The 26750-nt window shown below is 71.7% G+C and carries 24 protein-coding genes; 13 read left to right on the top strand and 11 right to left on the bottom strand.

Annotated features, from left to right (window positions below; all coding sequences use genetic code 11):
- Window positions 1-127 precede the first annotated feature (127 nt).
- Entirely contained in the window at window positions 128-955 is an 828-nt protein-coding gene (locus tag H4W31_RS35475; RefSeq protein ID WP_192770592.1) for an ABC transporter permease, read from the bottom strand.
- Entirely contained in the window at window positions 952-1953 is a 1002-nt protein-coding gene (locus H4W31_RS35480) for an ATP-binding cassette domain-containing protein (RefSeq protein ID WP_192772653.1), read from the bottom strand. Before H4W31_RS35480 ends, H4W31_RS35475 begins: the two co-directional genes overlap by 4 nt.
- A 99-nt stretch (window positions 1954-2052) precedes the next feature.
- Here H4W31_RS35480 and H4W31_RS35485 point away from each other — a divergent pair, with 99 nt between their 5' ends.
- The gene (locus tag H4W31_RS35485; protein WP_192770593.1) at window positions 2053-3057 is read left to right on the top strand and encodes a helix-turn-helix transcriptional regulator; all 1005 of its coding nucleotides are present in this window, start codon (window positions 2053-2055) and stop codon (window positions 3055-3057) included.
- A 97-nt stretch (window positions 3058-3154) separates the two neighbouring features.
- Entirely contained in the window at window positions 3155-5401 is a 2247-nt protein-coding gene (locus H4W31_RS35490) for an ATP-binding protein (protein ID WP_192770594.1), read from the top strand.
- Between the two features lie 29 nt (window positions 5402-5430).
- On the opposite strand, the gene H4W31_RS35495 is transcribed toward H4W31_RS35490, so the two are convergent.
- Window positions 5431-6168: a hypothetical protein gene (locus H4W31_RS35495; RefSeq protein ID WP_225945854.1), complete on the bottom strand. Its 738-nt coding sequence runs from the start codon at window positions 6166-6168 to the stop codon at window positions 5431-5433.
- Window positions 6169-6314: 146 nt separating this feature from the next.
- Between H4W31_RS35495 and H4W31_RS35500 the strand changes: the two genes are divergently transcribed.
- The 5 genes from H4W31_RS35500 (at window position 6315) to H4W31_RS35520 (ending at window position 13018) form a co-directional block, all read left to right on the top strand.
- A complete protein-coding gene (locus H4W31_RS35500; RefSeq protein WP_192770595.1) occupies window positions 6315-6851 on the top strand; it encodes a (2Fe-2S)-binding protein in 537 nt (178 codons plus the stop codon).
- 5 nt (window positions 6852-6856) lie between these two features.
- Entirely contained in the window at window positions 6857-9031 is a 2175-nt protein-coding gene (locus H4W31_RS35505) for a xanthine dehydrogenase family protein molybdopterin-binding subunit (protein WP_192770596.1), read from the top strand.
- Between the two features lie 173 nt (window positions 9032-9204).
- Complete coding sequence (locus H4W31_RS35510) at window positions 9205-10470, top strand: endonuclease/exonuclease/phosphatase family protein (protein ID WP_318783593.1); 1266 nt, start codon at window positions 9205-9207, stop codon at window positions 10468-10470.
- 186 nt (window positions 10471-10656) lie between these two features.
- Window positions 10657-11472, top strand: a complete 816-nt coding sequence (locus H4W31_RS35515; RefSeq protein WP_192770598.1) for a hypothetical protein — start codon at window positions 10657-10659, stop codon at window positions 11470-11472.
- 190 nt (window positions 11473-11662) lie between these two features.
- Window positions 11663-13018 carry a ferredoxin reductase family protein gene (locus H4W31_RS35520; RefSeq protein ID WP_318783594.1) on the top strand — a complete coding sequence of 452 codons (1356 nt, stop codon included), beginning with the start codon at window positions 11663-11665 and terminating at the stop codon, window positions 13016-13018.
- 11 nt (window positions 13019-13029) lie between these two features.
- Here the strand turns inward: H4W31_RS35520 and H4W31_RS35525 are convergent, their stop codons facing one another.
- Genes H4W31_RS35525 through H4W31_RS35560 form a run of 8 tightly spaced genes read right to left on the bottom strand, consistent with a single transcriptional unit; the run spans window position 13030 to window position 20191 of the window.
- Entirely contained in the window at window positions 13030-13260 is a 231-nt protein-coding gene (locus H4W31_RS35525; RefSeq protein ID WP_404825654.1) for a biotin/lipoyl-containing protein, read from the bottom strand.
- A 23-nt stretch (window positions 13261-13283) separates the two neighbouring features.
- Window positions 13284-14735: an NAD-dependent succinate-semialdehyde dehydrogenase gene (locus H4W31_RS35530; protein ID WP_192770600.1), complete on the bottom strand. Its 1452-nt coding sequence runs from the start codon at window positions 14733-14735 to the stop codon at window positions 13284-13286.
- Window positions 14735-15709: an alpha-ketoacid dehydrogenase subunit beta gene (locus tag H4W31_RS35535; RefSeq protein ID WP_192770601.1), complete on the bottom strand. Its 975-nt coding sequence runs from the start codon at window positions 15707-15709 to the stop codon at window positions 14735-14737. The genes H4W31_RS35530 and H4W31_RS35535 overlap by 1 nt, the downstream gene beginning before the upstream one ends.
- A complete protein-coding gene (locus H4W31_RS35540; RefSeq protein ID WP_192770602.1) occupies window positions 15697-15837 on the bottom strand; it encodes a hypothetical protein in 141 nt (46 codons plus the stop codon). Before H4W31_RS35540 ends, H4W31_RS35535 begins: the two co-directional genes overlap by 13 nt.
- Entirely contained in the window at window positions 15825-16856 is a 1032-nt protein-coding gene (locus H4W31_RS35545; RefSeq protein WP_225945855.1) for a thiamine pyrophosphate-dependent dehydrogenase E1 component subunit alpha, read from the bottom strand. Before H4W31_RS35545 ends, H4W31_RS35540 begins: the two co-directional genes overlap by 13 nt.
- A complete protein-coding gene (locus H4W31_RS35550; protein WP_192770603.1) occupies window positions 16840-18090 on the bottom strand; it encodes a M24 family metallopeptidase in 1251 nt (416 codons plus the stop codon). Before H4W31_RS35550 ends, H4W31_RS35545 begins: the two co-directional genes overlap by 17 nt.
- 13 nt (window positions 18091-18103) lie before the next feature.
- Window positions 18104-19111, bottom strand: coding sequence for an NAD(P)-dependent oxidoreductase (locus H4W31_RS44575; protein ID WP_318783595.1), 1008 nt, complete (start codon window positions 19109-19111; stop codon window positions 18104-18106).
- Window positions 19112-19129: 18 nt separating this feature from the next.
- Window positions 19130-20191 (bottom strand): alpha/beta hydrolase family protein, encoded by a 1062-nt coding sequence (locus H4W31_RS35560; RefSeq protein WP_225945857.1) that lies wholly within the window; start codon window positions 20189-20191, stop codon window positions 19130-19132.
- A 69-nt stretch (window positions 20192-20260) separates the two neighbouring features.
- On the opposite strand from H4W31_RS35560, the gene H4W31_RS35565 reads away from it, so the two are divergent.
- From H4W31_RS35565 to H4W31_RS35590, 6 genes are all read left to right on the top strand, one after another.
- On the top strand, window positions 20261-21427 hold the full coding sequence (locus H4W31_RS35565) for a M24 family metallopeptidase (RefSeq protein ID WP_225947536.1): 1167 nt from the start codon (window positions 20261-20263) through the stop codon (window positions 21425-21427).
- Window positions 21428-21541: 114 nt separating this feature from the next.
- Window positions 21542-22420 carry an ABC transporter ATP-binding protein gene (locus tag H4W31_RS35570; RefSeq protein WP_192770607.1) on the top strand — a complete coding sequence of 293 codons (879 nt, stop codon included), beginning with the start codon at window positions 21542-21544 and terminating at the stop codon, window positions 22418-22420.
- The gene (locus H4W31_RS35575; protein WP_192770608.1) at window positions 22417-23274 is read left to right on the top strand and encodes an ABC transporter permease; all 858 of its coding nucleotides are present in this window, start codon (window positions 22417-22419) and stop codon (window positions 23272-23274) included. Before H4W31_RS35570 ends, H4W31_RS35575 begins: the two co-directional genes overlap by 4 nt.
- An 87-nt stretch (window positions 23275-23361) precedes the next feature.
- The gene (locus H4W31_RS35580) at window positions 23362-24450 is read left to right on the top strand and encodes an ABC transporter substrate-binding protein (protein WP_192770609.1); all 1089 of its coding nucleotides are present in this window, start codon (window positions 23362-23364) and stop codon (window positions 24448-24450) included.
- A gap of 3 nt (window positions 24451-24453) precedes the next feature.
- Window positions 24454-25638, top strand: a complete 1185-nt coding sequence (locus tag H4W31_RS35585; protein WP_192770610.1) for an LVIVD repeat-containing protein — start codon at window positions 24454-24456, stop codon at window positions 25636-25638.
- A gap of 102 nt (window positions 25639-25740) precedes the next feature.
- Window positions 25741-26673 carry an ABC transporter substrate-binding protein gene (locus tag H4W31_RS35590; RefSeq protein ID WP_192770611.1) on the top strand — a complete coding sequence of 311 codons (933 nt, stop codon included), beginning with the start codon at window positions 25741-25743 and terminating at the stop codon, window positions 26671-26673.
- Window positions 26674-26750 lie beyond the last annotated feature (77 nt).

Raw genomic sequence — 26750 nt, forward strand, 5'->3', positions numbered from 1 at the left:
GCCGACCGTCGTCCTGTGCTGCCGGGCACCACCCGTAGAGCATCCTAGGATGAAGCGGGTCGACCGTGGTCCGAGGGCGGGGCCGCCGGCCGGACCGCGGGTCAGCGCGGACCGACCGGGGCAACCGTCACTCGGCGCTACGGGCCATCGCCCGGACCCCGACCGCCAGCCCGACGAGGGCGGTGACCACTGCCGCCACCCATCCCCAGAGCACGGTCGCGGTGCCGATCTGGCCGTTGAACAGCGCGCGCTCGGCGTCGACCAGGTAGGCGAGCGGATTGAGGTCCGCCGCCGCCCGCATCCAACCCGGGCCGGTCTCCAGAGGCAGCAGCATCCCGGAGAGCAGCATCAGCGGGAAGATCAGGGTCTGCTGTACGACCCAGAACATCCAGTCCTGCCTGCGTACGGCGATCGCCAGCGCGTAACTGAGCGCACCGAGCCCGATGCCGAACACCGCGAGCAGGGCCAGCCCGACCAGGGCACCGGCCAGGTGCAGCCGGAAGCCGAACGGGATCATCACCAGCACGATGACCACCGCCTGTCCGGCCAGCGGCACCATCTCCTTGAGCGCCCGCCCGATCAGCAGGGAAGGGCGGGACAGCGGGGTGACCAGCATCCGCTCGTGTGCACCGGTCTGGAACTCGAACAGCAGGTTGGCCCCGGTGGCCGAGGTGCCGAACAGGGCCGTCATGACCAGGATGGCCGGTACGAACCACTGCCACACCCCGGCGTCGCCGAGCGTGGTACCGGCCTGGCCACCGAGCGAGCCGACCAGCAGCGGCCCGAACAGCCCGAGGAAGACCAGCGGCTGCACCATTCCGAAGATCACCGAGAACGGGTCGTGCAGCAGCGGCCGGAGTTCCCGGGTCATCACGATGCCGATGTCCCGGAACAGGCCGAGCGGCCCGGTCCGACCCGCCGAACGGATCGGCGAGGTGACGCTGAGAGTGCTCATGCGGCTTCCTTCAGGGTCTTCGGATCCTGCGGGTCGTCCTGCCCGGTGCCGCTCTCCCGGAGGCTGCGGCCGGTGAGCGTGAGGAAGACGTCGTCCAGGGTGGGCTGGTGAACCTGTGCGGTCGCGACCGGTACGTCCGCGGCCACGGCGGCCCGCAGCAGTTCCGGGAGCGCCGCCGGTCCGTCCCCGACGTGTGCCTGCATCCGGTTTCCGTCGACCACCACGTCACGGGCGCCGGGCAGCCGGTCCACGAGCCGGGCCAGCGGTCGGGCGTCCTGTCCGGCCACCGTGACGACGATCCGGTCACCGGCCAGTTTCGCCTTGAGCGTCGCGGCCGAGTCGTCGGCGATGATCTCGCCGTGGTCGACGACCACGACGCGCTCGGCCATCGAGTCGGCCTCGTCCATGTAGTGCGTGGTGAGCACGACCGTCATCTCGTTCTCCGCCCGCATCCGCAGGATGTGCTCCCACAGGTTCGCCCGGCTCTGCGGGTCCAGCCCGGTGGAGGGCTCGTCGAGGAAGAGCAGCGAGGGCCCGTGCACCAGGCCCATCGCCACGTCGAGGCGTCGACGCTGGCCGCCGGAGAGCGCCGAGACCTTCCGGGTGGCAAGCTCGGTGAGGTCGAGGGCGTCGAGCAGTTTGTCGGCCCGCTGCCGGGCGGACCGGCGGTCCAGGCCGTAGATGCTGCCCTGGGTGTTCAGTTCGTCCCGGACCCGCTGGGTGTGGCCCGCGCCGTTGCCCTGGCCGACGTAGCCGATGTGCCGGCGGACCTGGGCCGGCTCGCGTACGACGTCGTGGCCGGCGACCGTGGCGGTGCCGGAGGTCGGCGCGATCAGCGTGGTGAGCATCCGCATCGTGGTGGTCTTGCCGGCCCCGTTCGGGCCGAGTACGGCAACCAGCTCGCCGGGCTCGATCCGCAGGCTGATGCCCCGGACGGCGTGCGCGGTCTGGCTGCGGCTCACCACGAAGTCCCGGGTGAGCGAGCGGGCGTCAATCATCGTCACGTCCCGCCGGTCGGATGTTCGATTCGGTCATGGGGAGAAACTTAGGGGCCATAGCGGCCACTTCCTGACCTCAATTGCGGGCAGACTTGCGGCATGGCGAACACCAGCTCCCGGACCCTCCGCCTGCTCTCCCTGCTCCAGACCCACCGCTACTGGCCCGGCAACGAACTGGCTGACCGGCTCGACGTCTCCGTACGCACGCTGCGCCGCGACGTCGACCGGCTGCGGGAACTGGGTTACCCGGTGGAGGCACACCGGGGAGTCGACGGTGGTTACCAGCTCGCCCCGGGCGCGGCACTTCCTCCGCTGGTCGTCGACGACGAGGAGGCCGTCGCCCTCGCGGTCGGACTCCAGGCGGCGGCCCAGGGCGCGATCGCCGGCATCGAGGAGTCGTCGATCCGGGCGTTCACCAAGGTGGTGCAGGTGATGCCGGCCCGGCTACGGCGTCGGGTCGACGCGCTGCGGGCGATGACCGTACCGGCGCTGTGGGGGTACGGGACCGAACCGACCATCGAGGCGGCGGTCCTCACCACGGTCGCCCAGGCCTGCCGGGACACCGAACGGCTGCGCTTCTCCTACACCGCCAGGGACACCGAGCAGACCGCCCGACACGTCGAGCCGCACCGGCTGGTCTCCCTCGGCCGCCGCTGGTACCTGGTCGGCTACGACCTCACCCGGCAGGACTGGCGCAGATTCCGACTCGACCGCCTGCACGACCCCCGGGGCACCGGAGCCCGGTTCAACCCCCGTCAACTGCCCGCCGAGGACGCCGCCGCGTTCGTCCGGGCCGGTATCCAGAACCTGGCCACGCCGTACCGGGTCGAGGCGGTGGTCCACGCCCCCGCCGGCACCGTACGAGATCGGGTGGGCCGGTGGGGCACCGTCGAGCACCTCGACGACCAGCGGTGCCGGCTGTCGATGACGACGGACACCCTGGACTGGCCGATCCTGGCCCTCGGCTCGCTCGGCGCGGAGTTCGAGGTGGTCTCGCCGCCCGACTTGCTCGACCAGATCCGGGAGTGGAGCGCCCGGTTCGGCCGGGCCACCGCCGCCACCGGCTCCCCCGCCCCGCCCGGACCCGACACCACCGAGGGCTGACAGTCGGTATCGTGGATCTACACGACGGGTATCCATGTCGGACGGTGACGCGATGGCGGGATGGGCGCGACGTGGTCTACCGGCGGGTGTCTCCACCATGCTGGCATTCCTGGCGGGAGCGTTCACCAACGTGTTCACCCAGGGCTGGAGCCTGCCGGTCGGCGCCGGCCTCGGTGTGCTGGTGGTGGGGTGGGTCGGCTGGGAGATGCGGCAGGCCGGCTGGGCGGCCGGCGAGCGCGGACCGGATCCGGAGCCGAGGGCCACGCCGCCGCAGCCGGCGCCGTCCGGCGGCGCGGTCGTGCCGCGACAACTTCCGGCGCCGGTACGCCACTTCGCCGGCCGGAACACCGAGTTGGCCGCGTTGACCGGCCAACTCGGACATTCGCGAACGGGTCGCGGGGAAACGATGGTGATCTCCGCCATCGGGGGAACCGCCGGGATCGGCAAGACCGCCCTGGCCGTCTACTGGGCCCACCAGGCCGCCGCCGACTTCCCGGACGGGCAGCTCTACGTGAACCTGCGCGGATTCGAGCCGGCCGGTGCCCCGATGACCACACCCGCCGAGGCGCTACGGGGCTTCCTGGACGCCTTCGAGGTGCCACCGCACCGGATCCCCGCCGGCCTGGACGCGCAGGCCGCCCTCTACCGCAGCCTGCTGGCCGGGAAGCGGGCCCTGGTGGTGCTGGACAACGCCCGGGACGCGGATCAGGTCCGCCCACTGCTGCCGGGCGCGGTGGGCTGCCTCGTGCTGGTGACCAGCCGCAACCGGTTGTCCGGGCTGGTCACGGTCGAGGGCGCGCACCCGCTGACCCTGGATCTGCTGACCCTCGACGAGGCCCGGGAGTTGCTGGCCAGACGACTCGGTGCCGAGCGTCTGGCGGCCGAGCCCGAGGCGGTCGCGGAGATCATCCGTCACTGCGCGCGGCTACCGGTGGCCCTGGCCGTCGTCGCCGCCCGAGCCGCCACCAATCCCACGTTCACCCTGACCGAACTGGCCGGGCAGCTCCGCGAGAACCGTGGCCGGCTGGACGCGTTGACCGACGACGACACCAGCGACGTACGGTCGGTCTTCTCCTGGTCGTACCGCTCGTTGACGCCGGAGACGGCGAGGCTGTTCCGGTTGCTCGGACTGCATCCCGGGCCGGACGTCACCGGGCCGGCGGCGGCCAGTCTGGCCGGGCTCCCGCTGTCCCGGGCACGTCCACTGCTGGCCGATCTGGTCCGGGCGAACCTCCTCGTCGAACACGTGCCCCGGCGGTACACCTTCCACGACCTGCTGCGGGCGTACGCCAACGAGCAGGCCCACGCGGTCGACTCGGCCGACGAGCGCCACGCCGCGACGCAGCGGGCGCTGGACCACTACCTGCACACCGCATACGCCGCCACCCACCTGATCGACCGGTACCGCGATCCGATCACGCTGCCGGCGCCGCATCCCGGAGTGACACCGGAGAGCAGCGCGGACCACCGGCAGGCAGCGGCCTGGTTCACCGCCGAGCACCAGGTGCTGCTCGCCACCGTCGACGTTGCCGCAACCACTGGATCGGAGACCCAGGCCTGGCAACTCGCCTGGACCCTGGACAACTTCCTGTGGTCCCGGGGGCACTGGCCGCAACTCGCGGCGGTAGGCCGCACCGCGCTGGACGCGGCCCGACGGCTGGCCGACCGGCCGGCACAAGCTCGCGCGCACCAGAACCTGGTGAACGCCTACACCCGGCTGGGACTGTACGACGAGGCCCAGCGGCACGCCCAGCAGGCTCTCACGCTGCACCGCCAGGGCGACAACCCGGCCGGGCAGGCGCACACCCACATGTTCCTGGTCAAGCTTCGGGCCCGGCAGGGCCGGCACGCCGAGGCGCTCGACCACGGCCGCCAGGCCCTCGACCTGTACGCCCAGGTCGGCGAGGAGATCTGGCGGGCCGACGCCCTGAACGCCGTCGGCGGTCAGTACGGCAAGCTCGGCGAGCCCGAGCGCGCGCTCGACTTCTGCCGGCAGGCGCTGGCCATCTACCAGCGGCACGACGATCGCCGAGGCCAGGTCTGGACCTGGGAGCACCTCGGATTCGCCCACTATCGCCTCGGCGACCATCCGACGGCCGTCGCCTGTTACCAGCGCGCCCTCGAGCTTTGCCAGGGCCTCGACTACCCGGACAGCGAGGCCGGCTTACTCGCCCAACTCGGCGACACCCAGCAGGCCGCGGGCGACCTCGACGCCGCCCGCGACTCCTGGCGGCGGGCGCTTGCGATCATCGCTCCGGACCACGTCGACGCCGACGGGATACGCGGCAAACTCCGCGCCCTCCCGGTCCCGGCCGGCGGCGTCGACGACGCGACGTCGCGCTGACGGCTGGACCCGCAGGTCGACAGGCCGGGCTAGGAGGTCGACACTGCGCCGAACGGGGCTCGGGCCAGCCCGACCCGTACCGGCTGGCGACCGTTGTAGGCGAACCGCAGCAGGTCGGCCGCGCCGACGGTGGTCGTGCCCAGGTCCAGTCTCCGCCGGGCGGCCACCCAGTCCACCAGACCCGACGGGTCACGGATCTCGGCGGCGAAGTGCACCAGCGTGGCGTACCAGATGTCCCGGTGGTAAGCGGCCTCGAACCAGCCGTCCGTCCCCAGCTCCGCGCCGAGCCGGTCGGCGAACCCGGCCGCGGCCGGATCCTCCGGGAAGGCGCAGAGCATCACGCCGGACGGGGTCAGGGTCAACCCGGACAGCCGCAGCCGGACCGGTGGCGAGGCGGCGGCGGCCCGGCGCAGCGCCGACGCGGAGCGCGCCACCAACGGATCGTCCGGCGGGACCACCGACCGGTGCGCCTCGAGCGCCCGGACCGTGAGGTGCACCGCCTCGACCGCACCGGTCGGCCAGTGCTCCGCCCCGGCGACGCCCAGCGCCTCCGCCGTCACCGCCGCCAACCGGCGGGCGCAGTCCGGGTCCGGCAGCAGGACCACCGACAGTCCCCACCGGCCGCCGTCCACCGGCGGCGTGTCCCGGTGGTGCGTACCGGCCAGCACGGCGGCGCGTCCCCGGGTGAACAGGTGGTCGAAGGCGGTCGCGTATCCCGCGTCCGCCGCCGCCCGGCCCGACACGGTAGATCCGCTCGTCGCATCCATCAGAGGCAGCCTACGTAGCGGCTCCCCGCGTGGACCACCGGCCGGGGTTCGCGTTACGGGAACGGTTGACGGCGCGGTCCGGCTAGGCAAGGCTGTTGCAACCGATTGTGGATCATTGCCCCGAGGTACGGCCGGAAGCCTGACACATGAAGCAGACATTCGAGTTGACCGTCAACGGCGAACGACGGCGGGTCGACGCCGAGGCCGACAGCACCCTGCTGCACGTGCTGCGGGAAGGGCTCGGCCTCAAGGGCTCCCGGTTTGGCTGCGGGCTCGGGCTCTGTGGCGCGTGTGTCGTACTGCTCGACGGGCGGCCCGCACCAGCCTGCGACATCCCGATGTGGTCGGCCGCCGGTAAGGCCGTGACCACCGTCGAGGGGCTCGCCGACGGCGACGTACTGCACCCCGTCCAGCAGGCGTTCCTCGACGAGCAGGCGGCCCAGTGCGGGTACTGCGTCTCGGGGATCCTGGTCAGCGCCGCGGCGCTGCTCGCCGAGAATCCGCATCCGGACGAGTCCACCGTCGCCGCCGCGCTCGACCGGCACCTGTGCCGGTGTGGTGCACAACGGCGCATCGTCCGAGCCGTGGTCCGCGCCGGCCGGTCCGCGAAGTCCGCCGACCGGCCTGGCGGACCCGCCGAGCCGGACGGGACCGGCGATCGCACCGGTGGGATCGGAGCCTGACACCGATGAGCACCGGAAGCACGCACCCGCCGTCCACCACCGGGCCGGCGCTGCCCCGGGGACTCGTCGCGAACCCCCGGCTCTCCCGCTGGGTGAGCGTGGGTCGGGACGGCACGGTCACCGTCCGGGTGGGCAAGGTCGAACTCGGTCAGGGAATCCTCACCGCGCTCGCGCAACTCGCCGCCGACGAGCTGGACGTCGACCTCGCCGCCATCGCGATGCAGGCGGCGAGCACCGCGGAGGGGCCGGACGAGGGCCTGACCGCCGGCAGCCTCTCGGTCGCCGACTCCGGTGCCGCCGTACGTCAGGTCTGTGCGCAGGTCCGGGCGCTGTTCGTCGCCGAGGCCGCCCGTACTTTGGCGGTCGACCCGGCCGACGTCACCGTCCGGGGCGGCGTCGCCAGCGGTCCGGACAGCCTCCGCACCGTCACCTACGGCGAGTTGACCGACCGGGTCGACCTCGACCGGAACGTGGACGGATCGGTCCGGCCCAAGGCCGTACCCGAATCTCGCCTGGTCGGCACCAGCGTGCCCCGGCTCGACCTGCCCGACAAGATCACTGGCCGGCCCCGGTTCATCCAGGACCTCGCGCTGCCCGGACAGCTCTCCGGCCGGGTGGTCCGGCCGCCGTCACCGGCGGCGACCCTGACCGAGGTCGACACCGCCGCCGCGCACGCCCTGCCCGGAGTCGTCTCGGTGCTCCGGGACGGTGATTTCCTCGGCGTGGTCGCGCAGGACGAGGAGAGCGCCGAGCGGGCCGCCGCCGCCCTGGCCGGCACCGCGCGCTGGCACGAGGAGCCGACGCTACCCGACGAGGACGACCTGTCCCGGTTCCTCCGCGACAGTCCCACCGAGTCGATCGTGGTGGCCGACTCGGATCTGCCCGATACGCAGTCGGATCTGCCCGACGCGCCGAACGGGGTCGTCCGGCGGATCCGGGCGAGCTACAGCCGGCCCTTCCTCGCGCACGCCTCGATGGCGCCGAGCTGCGGTGCCGCCCGCTGGGATGGCGACGCGGTCAGCGTCTGGAGCCACAGTCAGGGCATCCACGGCCTGCAACGGGCCGTCGCGCTGGCGCTGGGCCTGCACGCCGACCAGGTCAGCGTGCGGCATGTGGAGAGCGCCGGCAGCTACGGACACAACGGCGCCGACGACGCCGCCTTCGACGCGGTGCTGCTCGCCCGCTCGGTACCCGGCCGGCCCGTGCACGTGCGGTGGAGTCGGCGCGACGAGCTGACCTGGGCGCCCTTCGGCTCCGCCATGGTGGCCGACGTCGAGGCCGGCGTCGACGCCACCGGAGCGGTGCTCAGCTGGTCGTACGACGTGTGGAGCCAGGGGCACACCGCCCGGCCCGGGTACGCCGGCAGCCCGGGACTGCTGGGCGCGGCACACCGGGACCGGTCCCGCCCCGTCCCCCCACCGGTCGACCCACCCGTGCAGGGCGGTGGCGGAACCACCCGTAACGCCACGCCGATCTACACCTTTCCGCACCGCCGGATCCGGGGCCACCGGGTGCTCCGGACGCCGGTACGGTCGTCGTCACTGCGCTCGCTGGGCGCGTACACGAACGTCTTCGCGATCGAGTCCTTCATGGACGAACTGGCGCTGGCCGCCGGGCAGGACCCGGTGGCGTACCGGCTGGCGCAGCTCGCCGATCCGCGGGCCCGCGAGGCGCTGTCGACCGCCGCCGAACTCGGGCACTGGGATCGGCGCGGCACGCAGGACAGCGTCGGGTACGGCATCGGCTTCGCCCGCTACAAGGACCGGGGCGCGTACTGCGCGGTGGTGGCGGAGGTGGAGGCCGTGCACGAGGTACGGGTCCGCCGGCTGGCGATGGTGGTCGACGTCGGTCGGGTGGTCAACCCGGACGGCGTACGCAACCAGATCGAGGGCGGCGCCGTCCAGGCGACCAGTTGGACCCTGCGGGAACGGGTCCGGTTCGACCGGTGGCGGATCACCAGCGCGGACTGGGAAAGCTATCCGATCCTGCGGTTCAGCGAGGTGCCGCAGGTGGACGTACACCTGATCGACCAGCCGGACGAGCCCTCCGTCGGCGCCGGCGAGGCGGCCCAGGGACCGACGGCCGCCGCCATCGCGAACGCCGTCGCCGACGCCCTGTCGGTCCGGGTACGCGACCTGCCGATCACCGCCGAACGCATCCTGGCGGCCCTGGACGACTGACCCGGGCCGGGCCGACCACCGACGCCGGCACGATGTTCACGTGGCCGCCACCGGTTGGTCGGCGTCTGCCGATAGACACGCCTACGGACGTCGACGCCGACAATGCTCGGATGTGGACCGACGCCAGACCGGCCACGCCGCTACGTGGCCGGATGACATCGCGAGGAGGAAGCGTGTCCCTGATTTCCAGGCGATTTGCACAGGGTTCGGCCCGGGGTGGGCTGATCGCCGCCGCGGTGACCCTCGTCGCGCTGCCCACCGTCGCGGCACCGGCCGCGGCCCACGGCGGCGGCAGCGACGTGCGGTTCGCCACCTTCAACGCCTCCCTCAACCGGGGTGTCGCAGGGGCGCTGCGGGCCGATCTGTCCACACCGGAGAACGCGCAGGCCCGGACGATCGCCGAGATCGTGCAGCGGACCCGCCCGGACGTGTTGCTGATCAACGAGTTCGACTTCGACCCGCGGGCGGCCCGGCTGTTCCAGGACAACTACCTGTCGGTCGGCCAGAACGGCGCCCGGCCGGTCGGCTATCCGTACCGCTTCATCGCGCCGAGCAACACCGGCATCGTCTCGGGCTTCGACCTGAACAACGACGGTACGGTGGTGACCGCGCCGGGGGCACCCGGGTACGGCGACGACGCGCTGGGCTTCGGCGCCTTCCCCGGCCAGTACGGCATGGTCGTCTACTCCCGCCACCCGATCGACACCGACCGCGTCCGCACCTTCCAGAACTTCCGCTGGAAGGACATGCCGGGCGCGCTGCTGCCCGACGACCCCGCCACCTCGGCACCGGGCGACTTCTACTCCCGGCAGGAGCTGGCGGTCGTCCGGCTCTCTTCGAAGAGCCACTGGGACCTGCCGGTCCGGGTCGGTGGCCGTACCGTGCACTTCCTGGTCAGCCACCCCACACCGCCGGTCTTCGACGGAGCGGAGGATCGCAACGGGCGGCGCAACTTCGACGAGATCCGGTTCTGGGCCGACTACGTACGTCCCGGTAGCGGCCGTTACATCTACGACGACGAGGGGCATCGGGGCGGGCTGCGGCCAGGTGCGGAGTTCGTGATCGCCGGGGACCAGAACTCCGACCCGTTCGACGGCGACAGCATCGCGGGAGCGGCCCAGCAGCTCCTGGACCACCGGGGGATCAACGGCCGGTTCGTTCCGTCGAGCACCGGTGCCGCCGAGGCCGGCGCGGCGCAGGGTGGCGCCAACACCACGCACCGGACCAACCCCGCCCAGGACACGGCCGACTTCGCCGACGTACCCGGACCGGGTAACCTGCGCGCCGACTACGTGCTGCCCTCGCGCGGCCTGGACGTACGCGGCGGTGGCGTCTTCTGGCCGGTGGCCGGCGATCCGCTGTCCCGGCTCACCGGCACGTTCCCGTTCCCCAGTTCCGACCACCGGCTGGTCTGGCTCGACCTGCGGATCCGTCGGTAGGCGTACCCGCAGCGGGCCCGTCCAGTGGATGTCCAGCGAGGTTCCAGACCCCGCCAATAGCGTGCGCGTGACGCCGCTGCGGCGTCGACCAGTGCCGGTGCCAGCGCCCGCTCTCCCACCCCGAGCCGGACCGCCCTCCCTCCGGTGGGCTGGGCGCTCGCACCCGGCCCAGATCCGGGAGGCGGAATGAAACAGAAGCTGCTGAAAATGGTCACCGCGACCGTGTTGGCGACCGCCGTCGTGGTTCCGGGCGCCGCCCGGCCGGCCCAGGCGACGGATCCGGCCACGATCGTCGCCGTGGCCCAGTTCGCCCTGCAGGCGTACGGATATTTCAACAGTTCCGAGGAGGGTGGGATGACGATCGAGGAGGCGACCAGCCGAATCATCGTCGAGATCAACAACACCCGGAACACCATCATCGCGCACCTGGACGGCCTCGCCACCGCCGAGGCGCGGGCCTGCGCCGAGCACCACCTGCTGGAGTTCGCCGACATCGAGGAGTTCTCGCTCAGCCTCAAACAACGGTGGGCGCAGGACGTCACCGCCTGCGTCACGCTGATAAACAGCCTCTGGGGTGCGGTATCCACCCTCTCGGCCAAGAATCAGCTCGGCATCGCGCTCGGCACGGTCGGCCCGATCGCGCTGGTGGCCCGGGCCCAGGCCCGGTTCAGCACCGTCGAGCTGAAGAACCTGCTGGTCGGCGCGTTCGAACGGATCCAGCAACGGTTCACCCCGTACTGCCAGGCCGTGCCGAACGTGACCGAGGTGTACTGGGAGCTGAACCCCGACCCGTCCTGGGTCTCCGCCTGGTACTCCTGCCAGCCCGCGCCCGAACCACCGCACTGGGCGGAGGGCATCGGCAGCTACACCGTCTACGAAGTGGGACTGTGGCACTGGGGAACCCCGGTCAACTATCCCAACTGGCCGGCGGTCATCGACGGGTCGGAGCGGGTGTCGGCGTACTCGGTGGCCGAGGCGGCACTGACCCAGCTACGCGGGTAGCCCGCAGTCGTGGTCGCGGTCATCGCCCCGGCGGCGGTGATCGCGACCGCGACGCTTCAGGACAACCCCGCAGCCGTACGACCGGTGGTCGGTGCACGTCGGCTCCTTTTCGGCCCGGGCGGCATCGACGGGTGGCGGTACGGTGACGGGGCCCGGCCCGATGTCGTCATCAGGAAGAGGGATCGCCCGAGTGAACGCCCCCGCTGCCCCACCCCTGCGCATCCCCCGGGTACGCCCCGGAACGGCCGGCCGCCTCACCCTGTGGCTCGGCGTCGCCGCGAACGTGGTCGTGGTGAACACACTGCTCGTGCTCTCCCCGTACCCGGCGTCGAGCGGTCCCTTCGTCCTCGGCCGGTTCCTCGGCGTGCACGCCGCCATGGTCATGGCGCTGCAACTGCTGCTGATCGCCCGGCTGCCGTGGTTCGACCGCCGGATCGGGATGGACCGGCTCACCGCCTGGCACCGGTGGACCGGATTCACCCTGATCTGGACCGTGCTCGCGCACGCCACCTGCATGGTGATCGGTCTGTCCATGATGTCCGGCCTGTCGATCACCGGGCAGCTCGACGACCTGGTGACGACCTGGAAGGGGGTGTTGTGGGCGATGATCGCGGCGGGTCTGCTCGTGTCGATCGGGATCGTGTCGGCCCGGTTCGCCCGCCGTCGGCTGGCCTACGAGACCTGGCACCTGCTCCACCTTGGCACATACGTCGCGGTGCTCCTCGCCCTCACCCACCAGATCGCGGTCGGTACCACCTTCACCGCGTCCACGTTCGCGACCGCGTACTGGTGGACGCTCTGGGGACTGGCGCTCGGCGCCGTACTGGCCGGTCGGGTACTCCTGCCGCTGTGGCGCAACCTCCGCCACCGGTTCCGGGTCACCCGGGTCGTACCCGAGTCCGACAACGTCGTGTCGATCCACATCACCGGGCGCCATCTCGACCGGCTACCGGCGCAGGCCGGCCAGTTCTTCCTCTGGCGATTCCTCAGCCGCGACCGCTGGTGGCAGACGAATCCGTTCTCGCTCTCCACCGCCCCCGACGGCCGGTCGCTGCGGTTGACCGCCAAGGCGGTGGGCACCGGCAGCGCCACGCTGCCCCGGGTCCGGGTCGGCACCCGGGTCTTCGCCGAGGGACCGTACGGCGCCTTCACCGCCCTGCACCGGACCCGGCCGGCGACACTGCTCGTCGCGGGCGGCGTCGGGGTGACCCCGATCCGTTCGCTGCTGGAGAGCCTCGACGGGCACATCGTCGTGCTGTACCGGGTCCGCTCCGTCACCGACGCCGTGCTGGCGGACGAGCTGCGGACGCTGGCCGACGCGCGCGGCGCCGAACTGCGGCTGATCACCGGCCCGTCCCGGCCGGTACCGCCGACGGGTCCGATCCTCGGGCCGGACCACCTGGTGGAGCTGGTACCCGACATCCGCGAGCGCGACGTCTTCGTCTGCGGCCCGCCCGGCATGACCGCCGCCGTACTGCACAGCCTCCGGCAACTGCGGGTGCCGCGGCGGCAGGTGCACTCCGAGCGGTTCGGACTGGCCGGCTGAACCGGGCCGGGTCAGCCGATCACCGCGAGCACCGTACCGACCGGCACCTCCTCGCCCTCGCCTACCCGGATCTCCAGCAGCGTGCCGTCGGCCTGGGCCTCGATCTCGGTGTCCACCTTGTCGGTACCGATCTCCAGCAGCGGTTCGTCGGCCCGGACGGCCTCACCCACCGACTTCAGCCAGACGTTGACGGTGCCGGTGCTGACCGTCTCACCGAGCTGGGGCATGCGGACCTCGAACAACGTGCCTCCCTGGGCCGGTACGGTCACCACTGCACCGCGATGTACTTGGACTCGAGATAGTCGAGCAGGCCGTCGTGACCGCCCTCGCGCCCCAGACCGCTCTGCTTCACCCCGCCGAACGGTGCGGCCGGATCACTCACCACCCCCCGGTTCAGTCCGACCATGCCGGACTCCAGCGCCTCGCTGACCCGTAGCCCGCGCGCGAGATCCCGGGTGTAGACGTACGACACGAGGCCGTACTCGGTGTCGTTGGCCAGCGCGACCGCCTCGTCGACGTCGTCGAAGACCACCAGCGGGGCGACCGGTCCGAAGATCTCCTCGGCCAGGATCGCCGCAGACGGTGGAACGTCGGCCAGCACCGTGGGCGGGTAGTACCAGCCCCGGCCACGGGGCCGCAGGCCACCGGTGAGCACCCGGGCACCCTGGTCGACCGCGCCGGCCACCAACTCGTCGACCTTAGCCACGGCCGGCTCGTTGACCAGCGGCCCGACCTCGGTGGCCGGATCGAGGCCCGGCCCGACGACCAGTCGACCCATCGCCTCGGCCAGCCGCCGGGAGAACTCGTCCGCCACCGACCGGTGCAGGTAGAACCGGTTGGCGGCGGTACAGGCCTCCCCGCCGTTGCGCATCTTCGCCACCATCGCGCCGGCCACCGCCGCGTCCAGGTCGGCGTCGTCGAGAACCAGGAACGGCGCGTTGCCGCCGAGTTCCATCGAGGTGTTCACCACCTGGTCGGCGGCCTCCCGGAGCAGTACCCGACCCACTTCGGTGCTGCCGGTGAAGGAGAGCTTCCGGACCCGGCGATCGTGCAGCATCGCCGACACGACCGGGCCGGACCGACGGGAAGGTACGACGTTCACCACCCCGGCCGGTACGCCCGCGTCGGCAAGGATCGCGCCGATCGCCAGTGCGGTGAGCGGGGTGTCGCTGGCCGGTTTGAGCACCACCGAACAGCCCGCCGCGAGAGCCGGTCCGATCTTGCGGGTCGCCATCGCCGCCGGGAAATTCCACGGGGTCACCAGGACACAGACCCCGACCGGCTGGTGGAGCACCATGATCCGGTTACCGCCGCCCGGTGCGGTGGTCAACGATCCCTCGGCCCGGACCGCCTCCTCGGCGTACCAGCGGAAGAACTCGGCGGCGTACGCCACCTCGGCGTGCGCGTCCCGCAGCGCCTTGCCGTTCTCGATCACGATGAGCCGGGCGAGCAGGTCGGCCCGTTCGGTCATCAGGGTGAAGGCCCGGCGCAGCGTCTCGGCCCGCTTCCGGGGCGCGGTCGCGGCCCACCCCGGTCCGGCCCGGTCGGCCGCCTCGACCGCGGCCAGCGCGTCCGGTATCCCGCCGTCGGCGGCCTGGCCGACCACCTCGGCCGTCGACGGGTCGTGGACGTCGAACGTCCCGCCGGCCTCGGCGGACCGCCACCGGCCGTCGATCAGCAGTCCGCCCGGGGCGAGGGCCAGGGCCTCGTCACCCATCAGCCCAGCGCCTTCCGGACGGTCTCGACGATCCGGGCGGTGGACGGAATGGTGTGGTCCTCGAGCTCCGCCGCCGCCGGCAACGGCACGTGCGGGGTGGTGATCCGCACCGGTGGTCCGGTCAGGTCCGACCACACCTCCGCGACGGCGATCGAGACGATCTCGGCACCCCAGCCGCAGAGCCGGGGGTTCTCCTCGACGGTGAACAGCCGGCCGGTCGCGGCCACGCTGCCGAGGATGGTCCGGGTGTCCAGCGGCACGAGCGAGCGTACGTCGACCACCTCGGCCTCGATGCCGAGCGTGGCCAACTCCTCGGCCGCCGCGATCGCCCGAGGCACCATCGCGGCCAGCGCGACGATGGTGGCGTCGGCCCCGGTCCGGCGTACCTTCGCGGTGCCGAGGATGTCGACGATCTCCCCGTCCGGCACCTCCGCCTTCATCGGGTAGAGCCCCTTGTGCTCGAAGAACATCACCGGATCGGGATCCCGAACGGCCGCCGCGAGCAGCCCGATCACGTCCTCCGGGGTGGACGGCGCGACGACCTTGAGCCCCGGTACGGCCATCGCCCAGTTCTCCACGCTCTGCGAGTGCTGCGCCCCGAACCGCATCCCGCCGCCGTTGGCGGTCCGGATCACCAGTGGCAGCGACACCTGCCCGCCCGTCATGTACCGGGTCTTGGCGATCTGGTTGGCGACGATGTCCCAGCAGACCGCGAGGAAGTCGGAGAACATGATCTCGGCGATCGGACGCAGCCCGGTCATCGCCGCGCCCATCGCGGCACCGAGGATCGCCTGCTCCGAGATCGGCGCGTCGGAGACCCGCAGCGGACCGAACCGGTCGAGCAGACCGCCGGTCGCCTTGAACACCCCGCCCGGCGCCGCGACGTCCTCACCGAGGAAGACGACCCGCTCGTCGTGGTCGAGTTCCTGGGCGATGCCCCGGGCGACCGCCTCGCGGTAGCTCAGTAGCGCCATGACGAGCCTCCGTCCACCGAGTAGCCGTCGACCGCCGCGTAGCCCTGGTCCGCCGCGTAACCCTCGACCGCCGCGTAGCCCTGGTCCGCCGCGCAGCCCTCGTCCGCCGCGTCGTTCAGTTGCGCCATGACGAGCCTCCATCCGCCCAGACGTCCCGGTCGACCGAGTCGAGGTCGGGTGCCGGGCCGGCCTTCGCCGCCTCGGTCGCCTCGTCCACCTCGCGCAGCACGTTCTCGTCGATCTGCTTCAGCGTCGCCTCGTCCGTTCCAGACGACAACAGATGGGCCCGGTACGTCTCGACCGGGTCCCGGGCCAGCCACGGGCGTACCTCCTCCGCCGGTCGGTACTTCGCCGGATCGGCCCGGGAGTGTCCGCCGTGCCGGTAGGTCAACGCCTCGATCAGCGCCGGTCCCTCACCGGCCCGGGCCCGTTCGATGGCGCGCCGGGCCACCTCGTACATCTCGGTGACGTCGTTGCCGTCGACGACCTGCGACTCCAACCCGTACGCCCCGGCCCGGTCTGCGGCCGGCCACCGCACCGCGGTCACGCTCGCGATCGGGGTGTACTCCATCCAGAGGTTGTTCTCGCAGACGAAGACCACCGGCAGTCGCCAGATGGCGGCGAGGTTCAGCGCCTCGTGGAACGCGCCGATGTTGGTGGTGCCGTCGCCGAAGAAGCAGACCGCGACCTGGTCGGTGCCGCGCAGCTTGGCGGACCATGCCGCGCCGTTCGCGATGGTCAGATGGGCACCGATGATCGCGTACGAGCCCATCATGCCGTGCTCGACGCTGGTCAGGTGCATCGAGCCGCCCTTGCCGGCCAGCAGTCCGGTGGACCGGCCCAGCAGTTCCGCCATCACCGGGGTCATCTCGACGCCCCGGGCCAGGGTGTGCGCGTGCCCCCGGTAGGTGGCGAAGGTCCAGTCGTCGGGGCGCATGGCGACCCCGAACGCGGCCGCGATCGCCTCCTGGCCCAGCGACAGGTGACTGGTGCCCTTGACCAGGTTCTGCAGGAACAGGTCGTAGGCGCGTTTCTCGAACCGGCGCAGCCGGCGCATCAGGGTGTAGAGCCGCAGCGCCAGGTCGTCGTCGACGGCCGCGCCGAAGGCGGGGATGGGCGGAAGACCGAGTTCAGTAGGCGTTGGCAACGAACAACTCCTCTGCCGGAAAGAGCGTGAGCACGCGCGGGCCTTCGGCGGTGACGACGACCTCCTCCTCGATCCGGGCCGCGGAGTAGCCGTCGGTGGCCGGGCAGTAGGTTTCCAGCGCGAAAACCATCCCCTCCTTCAGCTCGACCGGGTTCTCCAGCGAGTTCAGCCGGCTGATGATCGGCCGTTCGTGCAGGGCCAGGCCGAGGCCGTGCCCGAACTGCAGGCCGAACGCGGCCATCTCGTCGGCGAAGCCGAACTCGTCCGCCCGGGGCCACAGCCGGGCGATCTCGTCGGTGCCGACCCCGGGCTTGACCAGTTCGATCGCCGCGTCGATCCACTCCCGGGCCCGGGTGTACGCGTCCCGCTGCGCGGGCGTCGACCGGCCGACCGCGAAGGTGCGGTAGTAGCAGGTGCGGTAGCCGTTGAAGGATTGGATGATGTCGAAGTAGACCTGGTCGCCGGGGCGGATGATGCGGTCGCTGAAGTTGTGCGGATGTGGGCTGCACCGCTCGCCGGAGACCGCGTTGATCGCCTCGACGTCGTCGGAGCCCATCTCGTAGAGCCGCTTGTTCGCCAGCGCGACGACCTCGTTCTCCCGGATCCCGGGCTTGAGCGCGTCGACGATGGTCTGGTACGTCCCGTCGACCATCGCCGCCGCCGTGGAGAGCAGCGCGATCTCGTCCGCCGACTTGATCAGCCGGGCGTCGAGCAGCACCTGCTGACCGTCGCGTACGTCGAGACCGAGGCGCTGCAACTCGAAGACCATCGGCAGTTCGGCGACGTCGATGCCGAGGGGAAGGTCGGCGACTCCGGCCTCCTCCAACAGGCCCTTGATCTCCCGGGCCGCCCGTTCGAAGAGTCCCGCCTCGGGGGCGACCGAGCCACGTAGGCCGAGCATGCCGGGTCGGGAGTTCTCCGGGCGCAGCCACGGGGCGTGCAGTTGGTGGTGCCTGGCGGCCGAGCCGAAGTCCCAGAGCACCGGTTCGGCGTCCCGGGCCAGCAGCGCGTACCGGGCCATCTTGTCCCGGGCCCACTCACCGATCATCGTCGAGGTGAGGTACCGGATGTTGTTGATGTCGAAGACGAGCAGCGCGCCGAGTTCCGACTGTGCCAGGGCGTCCCGGGCCCGGCCCAGCCGGTAGCTCCGCAGCCGACCGAAGTCGACCCGTTCCTCGAAGTCGACGCCCATCCGTCCCGGGGACGGCACGAGCGGGCCAGCGGTAACCGTCATGGCGGCACCTCCCTTACGCGGTCAGGCCGTCGTCCACCTCGGCGGCCTCGGGCTTGAGGTCCAGGCCGGCGCTCGCGGCCTGCTGGTCGAGCAGCACGGCGAAGTCCTCGGTTTCCCGTCCGCCGCTGATGGTGCCCTGCACGAGTTGCTGGGTGAGCGCCGCCAGCGGCATGGGTACGCCGAGGTCGTGTGCCGCGGCGAGGCCGAGGTCGAAGTCCTTGCGGAGCAGGACCGGGGTGAACGTCGGGGTGTAGTCGAGCTTGACGAAGGCCGGGGTCTTGTAGCGGCTGAACGTGGAACCCATCACGCTGTTGTTCAGGAAGTCCAGGAACGCCGCCCGGGAGACCCCGCCGCGCTCGGCGAGGACGGTGATCTCGGCCATCGACTGCGTCACCACGCCGAGCAGGAGGTTGTGGCAGATCTTCACCAGTCGGGACGCCTCGCCCTCGCCGACGTAGGTCGCCGACCTGCCGATGCACTCCAGCAGCGGCGCGACCCGCTGGTAGACCGGCTCGGGGCCGGAGACGACGAGGCTGAGCTTGCCGGCGGCGACCACCTTGGCGTTGCCGCTCACCGGTGCGGCCAGGAATTCGGTGCCGCGCCGGGCCGCCGCCGCCCGCATCGCGGCCGAGGTCTCCGGGGAAACCGTCGAGCAGTCGACCACCACCTCGGGCGCCGCGTCGGCGCGGGTCAGCAGGCCGTCCTCGCCGATCAGCACCGTCTCGAGGTCCGCCGAGGCGGAGACCATGGTGAACACCACGTTCCGGTCGGCCAGCTCGGTGGGCCGGTCCGCGACCCGTGCGCCGTCCGGGGTCAGCGCCTCGGACTTGGCCCGGGTGCGGTTCCAGACGGTGATGTCGACGCCCCGCCGGGCGAGGCGGCGGGCCATCGCCGCACCCATCCGGCCGGCCCCGATCCAACCGACCGTCTCCGATGGCAGCGTTCCGTCGGTCATCGTGCCCCGCCTTCTATGCAATCGATTGCTACGAACGCTAGTCTCGGACGCTAGATGAGGCGTCACAGGGGTGTCAAGACACGGTCACACTCCCAGCCGGGCGGCCATCCAGTCGGCGGTCCGCTGCCGGTGCCGGGCGGCCACGTTCATGCAGCCGTGGTTCCCCTCCTCCAGCATCAGCAGCGTGGTCGGCCCGGCCGCCTCGGCGGTGAGCCGTTCCGCGTGCTGCCAGGGGATCAGCCGGTCCCGTCGACCGCTGACGACGAGCAACGGGCAGGTGATCGACGAGGTACGGCCGTCGAGGCTGAGGGTGTGCGCGACCTTGCGGGCCGCGTCGTCGTCGGTGGACCGGGACCGCACCCGGAACGCCTCCCGGGTCAGCGCCGGCAACTGGTCCCAGCAACTGCCGAAGTCGTACGGGCCGGCGAGGGCGACGCAGGCGCGTACCCGGTCGTCGCCGCTGGCCACCCTCGGTGCGTAGTAGCCGCCGAGGCTCACCCCCCACACCCCGAGCCGGTCCGGGTCGACGTCGTCCAGTGCGGACACCGCGTCGAGGATCGCGGCACCGGGCCGCTCCCAGTCGCCCCTGATCGGCAGGTCGTACTCCGCCTCGCCCTGGCCGGGCCCGTCGACGCTGAAGGTCGCGACCCCACGCTCCAGGAAGAGCGCCTCGGTCGAGCGGAACTCCTCCTTCGCCGAGTCCAGACCGGGGATCATCACCACCAGCGGGTGCGGTCCGGTCCGGTGCGCGGGCAGCCGCAGCACCCCGACCAGCCGGCTGCCGTCGTACGGGATCTCCACCCGGCGCCCAGGCGGATCGAGGTACGGCAGGGCGGCGTCCAGGCAGCGCACCGCGGCGGCGTGCGCGGTGCGCATCTGGTCGAGGTCCTGCACGAAGAGGAACTTGGCGAAGTGGTAGTAGACCGCGGCCTGGGCGTGGTGCTGCGCCGCCGAGCGGAACCGCCGCTCGGCACCGGCCTCCACGGCCAGCGCCTCGTGCTCGGCGGCCACCGTCGACCAGGCCGCGCACCAGTCCTCCCAGCGGGTCACGGCCCGGGTCACCCGTTCGAAGTCCGCGACGGCCACCCCGTTGGTGGTGAACCGGGGCGCCCAGTTGGCGATCGCCGAGGTCACTCGGTCGTCCATTTCCGCCTCCTTGTCGTCGGATCTTGCAATCGTGTGCATCGTTGCCCGACGATGAGGAACGTGTCAACCATGTCACCGGCCGTGGCCGGCCCTCCGCCCCGATTCAGCGTCGACGAGTTGCGGGACCGCCGGGACAGGCTGCTGGCCTCGGCCGCCGAGGCCGGCGCCGACACCGTCCTGGCGTACGGGGCGAACCGGTTCGGCAGCGCCGTCGGTTGGCTCACCACCTGGCCGGTCACCCGGGAGGCGGTGGTGGTGCTCGACGGCGACGGACCCGCCCGGCTGCTCGTCGGCTTCCCGAACCACGTTCCGGACGCCCGGCGGACCGTCCGCGACGCCGGGCTCGGCGACGAGGTCGGGATGCTCGACGGCGACGCCCCGGACGCCGTGCTCCGGGCGCTGGCCAGCGGCGGCGCCCCGCGCCGGGTGGCGCTGCTGGGGCCGGTTCCGGGGCCGATCCGGGACGCGGTCGCGGGCTGGGCCACCGGGACGGTGCGACTGGACGAGGCGTACACCCGGCTGCGGATGACGAAGTCGGCCGAGGAGCTGACCTGGCTGGAGTATGCGGCGGCACTCACCGACCGGGGCGCGCAGGCCCTGCTGGCGGCCGCCGCGACGGGTGCCAGTGAGCGCGAGATGGTGGCCGCCGCCGAACACGCCTACCGGGCGGCCGGCGGCACCCACCACATCTGCTACGTCACGACCACCTCGATGGCGGACCCGGACCGGTGCGTACCGGCGCAGTGGCCGGGCGACCGCCGCACGGAACCGGGTTCGGTGGTGATCTTCGAACTCAGCGCCGGCTGGGGTCCGGACCATCCCGCGCAACTGCTGCGTACGGCCACCGTCGGCGCCCCGCCCACCGCCCGGTACGCCCACCTGCACCGGGTCGCCGAGGAGGTCCGGGACGACCTGCTGGACCGGATCCGGCCCGGCGCCCGCCCCGCCGACCTGCTCGGGGTGCTCGACCGGGTCCGCGCCGAGGGACTGACCACCGTGGACGATCTCGTGCACGGGCTGGGCGGCGGCTACCTGCCACCCGTGCTCAGTGGACGTGGCCGTCCCCTGCGCGGCCCGCACGCCGAGCCGCTGCGTCCGGGCATGACGCTGGTGGTGCAGCCGAACATCTGCACCACCGACCTGGTGGCCGGGGTGCAGACCGGCGAGATGGTGGTGGTCACCGCAGCGGGTTGGCGGTCGCTGCACCGCTTCCCGGCCGGGATGCCCCGGTTGTGAGCTGCGGAATCCGTTGACGCCCCGAAATGCGGTTGATACCGTGGCGCAACCGATTGCAGTGGCGTACGCCACACCAGCAGTCGGCCAGGCTTCTGATCTGAGCAGGGAGCTGGCATGGTGCAATCGAAGGTTCACGTCCCCGCGGAACCCGGCACGCACCGGGTCGCCGGGCGAGAAGAGTCAGAGCCGGCGCTCATCGAGGTGGCGAACGTCGACGCCGGTTACGAGAACAGGCGCGAACACACCAGACTGATCGCCCTGCGCGACGTCTCCCTCCAGGTGCGACCCGGCGAGTTCCTCGCCATCGTCGGCCCCTCGGGCTGCGGAAAGACCACCCTCATCAACCTGATCGCGGGCTTCGTCAAGCCGCTCAAGGGCACGGTACGGGTACACGGCCGGGAGGTCACCGGCCCCGGCGCCGACCGGGCGATGGTGTTCCAGGACTACGCGCTGCTGCCCTGGCGGACCGTCGAGCGGAACATCCACTTCGCGATGGAGAACCGCCGTGGGCACGTACCGAAGGCCCAGCGCGAGGTACGGGTGGCCCGGGCGCTCGCACTCGTCGGCCTGACCGGTTTCGAGAAGTCCTATCCACACGAACTCTCCGGTGGCATGCGTCAGCGGGTCGGCATCGCCCGCGCGCTCGTCACCGAACCGGAGATCCTGCTGATGGACGAGCCCTTCGGCGCGGTGGACGCGATGACCCGGGAAGCCATGCAGGCCGAACTGGAGAAGATCATCACCAACACCCGGCAGACGGTCGTCTTCATCACGCACTCGATCGACGAGGCCGTCCTGCTCGCCGACCGCATCGTACTGATATCCAAGCGGCCGGGCGTGATCCGCGAGGTCATCGACGTCGACCTCGCCCGGCCCCGGTTCGACGAACAGGCCGACGTCAAGCGGTCGGCACGGTTCGGAGAGATCCGCAGCCACCTGTGGTCGCTCCTGGCCGACGAGGCCCTCGGCGCGAAGCGGGAGGGCGGGTCATGACCACCACCGACACCATCGGAAAGTCCCCGGCCACCGACCCGGGACGGGTGGACGGCAAGCACATCGAAAGCCTCGCGGTCAGCCGGTTCGCGCCGTTCAAGAGCACCGTGATCACGCTGGTCAACCTGACCATCTTCTTTCTCCTGTGGGAGCTGCTGGCCCGCGCCGAGGTCATCAATCCGCTCTTCTTCCCGCAGGCCAGCGACGTGTTCGGCGCGCTCTGGACCGGGTTCACCGACGGCACCATCTGGCCGGAGCTGCGGCACAGCCTCTCCAACTTCCTGATCGGCCTGACGATCTCGGCGGCGATCGGCATCCCGGTCGGCCTGCTGATGGGCGCGAGCCGGATCGCCGACCTGATCCTGAGCCCGTACGTCTGGGCGATGACCTCGCTGCCGCGCGTCGCCCTCATCCCGCTGCTGATCCTGATCCTGGGCTTCGGCAACTCGATGCAGCTGACGATCATCGTGCTCTCCGCCGTCTTCCCGATCATGGTCAACTGCATGGCGGGCGTGAAGACGGTGGAACCCTCGCTGCTCCGGGCCGGCGAGACCTTCGGGGCGAACCGGTCCGAGATCTATCTCAAGGTGATCCTGCCGTACACGCTGCCGTTCGTGATCTCCGGCGTCAACCAGGGCATCGCCCGGGGGCTGGTCGGCATGCTGATCGGCGAACTGCTCGGCGGCGGCGGGAACGGGCTCGGTTTCCTCCTCGACCAGGCGGGCGAACAGTTCGACGCCCCCATGCTCTACGCGACCCTGCTGCTCCTCGCGGTCATCTCCGTCGGCCTGGTGCAGTCGATGCGCTGGCTGGAGGAGCGCGCGGCGCCCTGGCGGGAGACCTCGCGAGCGTAGTTCCGCCCACCCCGCTCGGGCCCGGCCCCCTCGCGGTCCCCACTGCACACACCGGTTCCCATGGACGACGACGACCAGGAGCGACCGATGCACAGAACCAGGCTCACCCATCTCGTAGCCGCCTCCAGCGTGCTTCTCCTCCTCGCCGGCTGCGGCGGCGGTGGCGGCGACAACACCGGCAACACCACCAGCCGGGACCTGCCGGCCGCCGCCGACGACGTCGACGGCGCCATCGACAAGAGCAAGGTCAAGAAGGAACTGGTGGTCGGTGTCGACAACCCGTACTACCTGTTCCACGAGGACATCCTGGTAGCGCAGGAGAAGGGGTACCTGCGGGACGTCGGCATCGAGAAGGTCGACATCAAGACGATCGAGGACCCGCTTCCGGCGCTCATCGGCGGCTCGCTCGACCTGGCCCTCTACGACGCCGACACCTCGATCGCCGCCGCCAAGAAGAGCAACACCGGGGTCCGCTTTCTCTCCGTCTACCTCGGCGGCGAGGCCAACGTCCTGGGAGTCCGCAAGGGCATCAACTCGGCGGCGGACCTGAAGGGCAAGACGATCACCGGCGGCCAGTTCAACAGCCGCAACGACGCGATCCTGCGGGAACTGCTCGTCAAGAACGGCGTCGACCCGGCCAAGGACGTCAAAATCGTCAGTACCGGAGGACAGTCCAACGAGCGGCTCCAGTCGGTGATCGCCGGGACCGTGGACGGCGCGAGCGTACAGCTGCGGCACCGTGGCCTGCTGGAGAAGGCCGGCGGCAAGTTCCTCTTCGAGGAGACCCGCCGGGTGCCGCAGAACGGCTGGGCGGCCAACGAGCTGCTGACGGAGAGCCCGGAGACCGTCACGGCGTTCCTCGCCGCCACGCTCAAGGCCCGGCAGTTCATCACCGAGCAGGCGAACAAGGACGCGGTCCTCGACCTGATGCGCAAGCAGGGCTTCGAGATCCCCACCGACTTCGCCGACGCGTACTCGGCGGAGAACGCGCCGACGTACCACGTCGTCGACGGCGGGTTCGAACCCGCCGACATGGACAAGTTCATCGCCGACCAGATCAGCTTCAAGTCGGTGCCGGAGGGAACCGACTGGCGCGAGTACACCTATCTCCTGCCACTGTGGCGCGCCCAGAAGAACCTGGGCCTGCCGCTGCGCCCCGTCCCCGGGAACGTGTGAACCATGCGGTTGGGTACGGCCGACGCCAGCGGACTCCGGTTGCTCGCGCACCACGACCTCGCCGGCAGCGGCGACGGGATGCAGGTGATCCGCTCCGGCGACGCCCTCTACGTCGGCCACACCGGTACGTCGAGGACGGGCACCTCCGTCCTCGACGTGTCGGACCCGCTCCGGCCCCGCCTCGCCGGCCAGTGGCCCGCCCCGGCCAACAGCCACACTCACAAGGTCCAGGTGGCCGACGGGCTGCTGCTGGTCAACCACGAGCGCTATCCGTACCGGCCCACCGGTCCACTTGGGCCGCACTCGGCCGGGCTGGCCGTCTTCGACCTGGCGGACCCGCTCGCGCCGGAGCAGATCGGCTTCTGGCCCTCGGGTGGCAAGGGTGTGCACCGGATCGTCTGGGAGGGCGGCCGGTACGCCCACCTGTCGGCGGTGCCGGACGGCTTCACCGACCGGATCTGGGTCGTACTCGACCTCGCCGATCCCAGCCGACCGGTCGAGGTCGGCCGCTGGTGGTGGCCGGGGCAGTGGACGGCCGGCGGCGAGCGGCCGGACTGGCCGGCGGACCGGCGGTACGCCGCACACCACGCCCTGATCGCGGGCGACGTCGGATACCTGGGTTTCGACGACGCCAACCTGGTCGTGCTGGACGTCTCCGACCTGTCGGCGCCGAGGATGACCGGCCACCTCGAATGGGGCGGCGGGGCGACGCACACCTGCCTGCCGCTGCCGGGCCGGGACCTGCTGGTGGTGACCGACGAGCAGCAGCACGACGGCCCGTACGCCCCCGAGCGGCGGATCCACCTGGTCGACATCGCCGAACCGTCGACGCCGCGCTACCTCGGCCCCCTCCCCCACCCGACCGGCCCGTACGACGAACTGCCGATGCGGTTCGGGCCGCACTGCCTGCACGAGAACCGACCCGGGTCGTACCGGAGCGGACGACTCGTCTTCGCCACCTACTTCAGCGCCGGCGTGCGGGTCTACGACCTGGCCGATCCGGGCGATCCCCGCGAGGTCGCGCACTGGGTGTCGGAGACACCGCCGGGCCAGTCGGCGCCGCAGGCCAACGACCTGTTCGTCGACTCCGACGGGCTGGTCTGGGTGACCGACCGGGTGCACGGCGGTCTCTTCGTCCTCGAACCGGAACCCCGGCTCCGGGCACTGATGGAGCGGGCACGTGCCTGAGCGTCGTACCGGGCCGGCTCCGGTGGCGTTGACGCGCCGCCCCGGCCACCGGAGGATCTGCAACCGATTGCGCGAACTCGATTCGACCTGAGGAGATGCTGGATGGCGGATCCGGTGCGGCTGCGGCTCGGTGTGTTCAGTCCATCGGTCGTACTCGGCGTGGCGGCGGCGAGCGGCGCGTGGGAGCGGGCCGGGCTGATGGTCGAGGAGGTGCCGGTCACCTCGTCGACGCAGCAGTTCACCGCCCTGCTCGCCGGTGAACTCGACGCCGTCTTCACCAGTCCCGACAACGTGCTCGCCTACCGGGGTACGGCGTCGAACCCGCTGGGACGGGCGGCGGACGTACGGATCCTGGCCGCCGTGGACCGGGGGCTCGGACTGTCGCTGTTCGCCGGTCCCGGCGTACGGTCCGTCGACGACCTGCGGGGCGGGGTGCTGGCGGTCGACGTCCCGACGTCCGGGTTCGCGTTCGTGGCCTACGAACTGCTGGCCCGGCAGGGCATGCGCGCCGGGCACGACTACGAGGTGGCGGCGTTCGGGTCGACCCCACGTCGGGCCGCCGCCCTGGTCGCCGGCAAGTGCGCGACCACGGTGCTCAACGCCGGCAACGACCTGCGGGCCGAGGCGGCCGGCTGTACCCGGCTCAGCCGCGCCTCGTCACTGGGCCGCTATCTCGGTACCGTGCTCGCCGCGCCGGCCGGCGGCGTACGGGAAAAGTCGTCGCCGCTGCGGAACCTCACCGAGGTCGTCCTGGCGACCGCACGGGCGCTCGCCGAGGGTCGGCTGGCCGAACTGGCCGGCGGCGTCACCGCGTCCCGCCTCGGGTTGGCGCCCGACGGTGTCCGGCGCTACCTGGAGACGCTCTCGGATCCGGACGAGGGCCTGGTGCCCGACGGTCGGCTCGACGCCGAGTCGCTGGCGACGCTGCGCCGGCTGCGCAGCCGGTACGCCGGTGGCGACCGCGAACTCGCGACGCTGGTCGCACCCGGCTCGGGCCTGGTGGACGACCGCTTCCTTCCCTCGGCGGCGACATGAGCGGCGGCGACCGGGGTCACCGGCGCGGGCGACCGGCGCAGCCTCCGGGCCGGGCCGGACCGGCCGGCCGGTGCGAT

The organism is Plantactinospora soyae (assembly GCF_014874095.1).
In the GTDB taxonomy this organism is placed as follows: Bacteria; Actinomycetota; Actinomycetes; order Mycobacteriales; family Micromonosporaceae; genus Plantactinospora; species Plantactinospora soyae.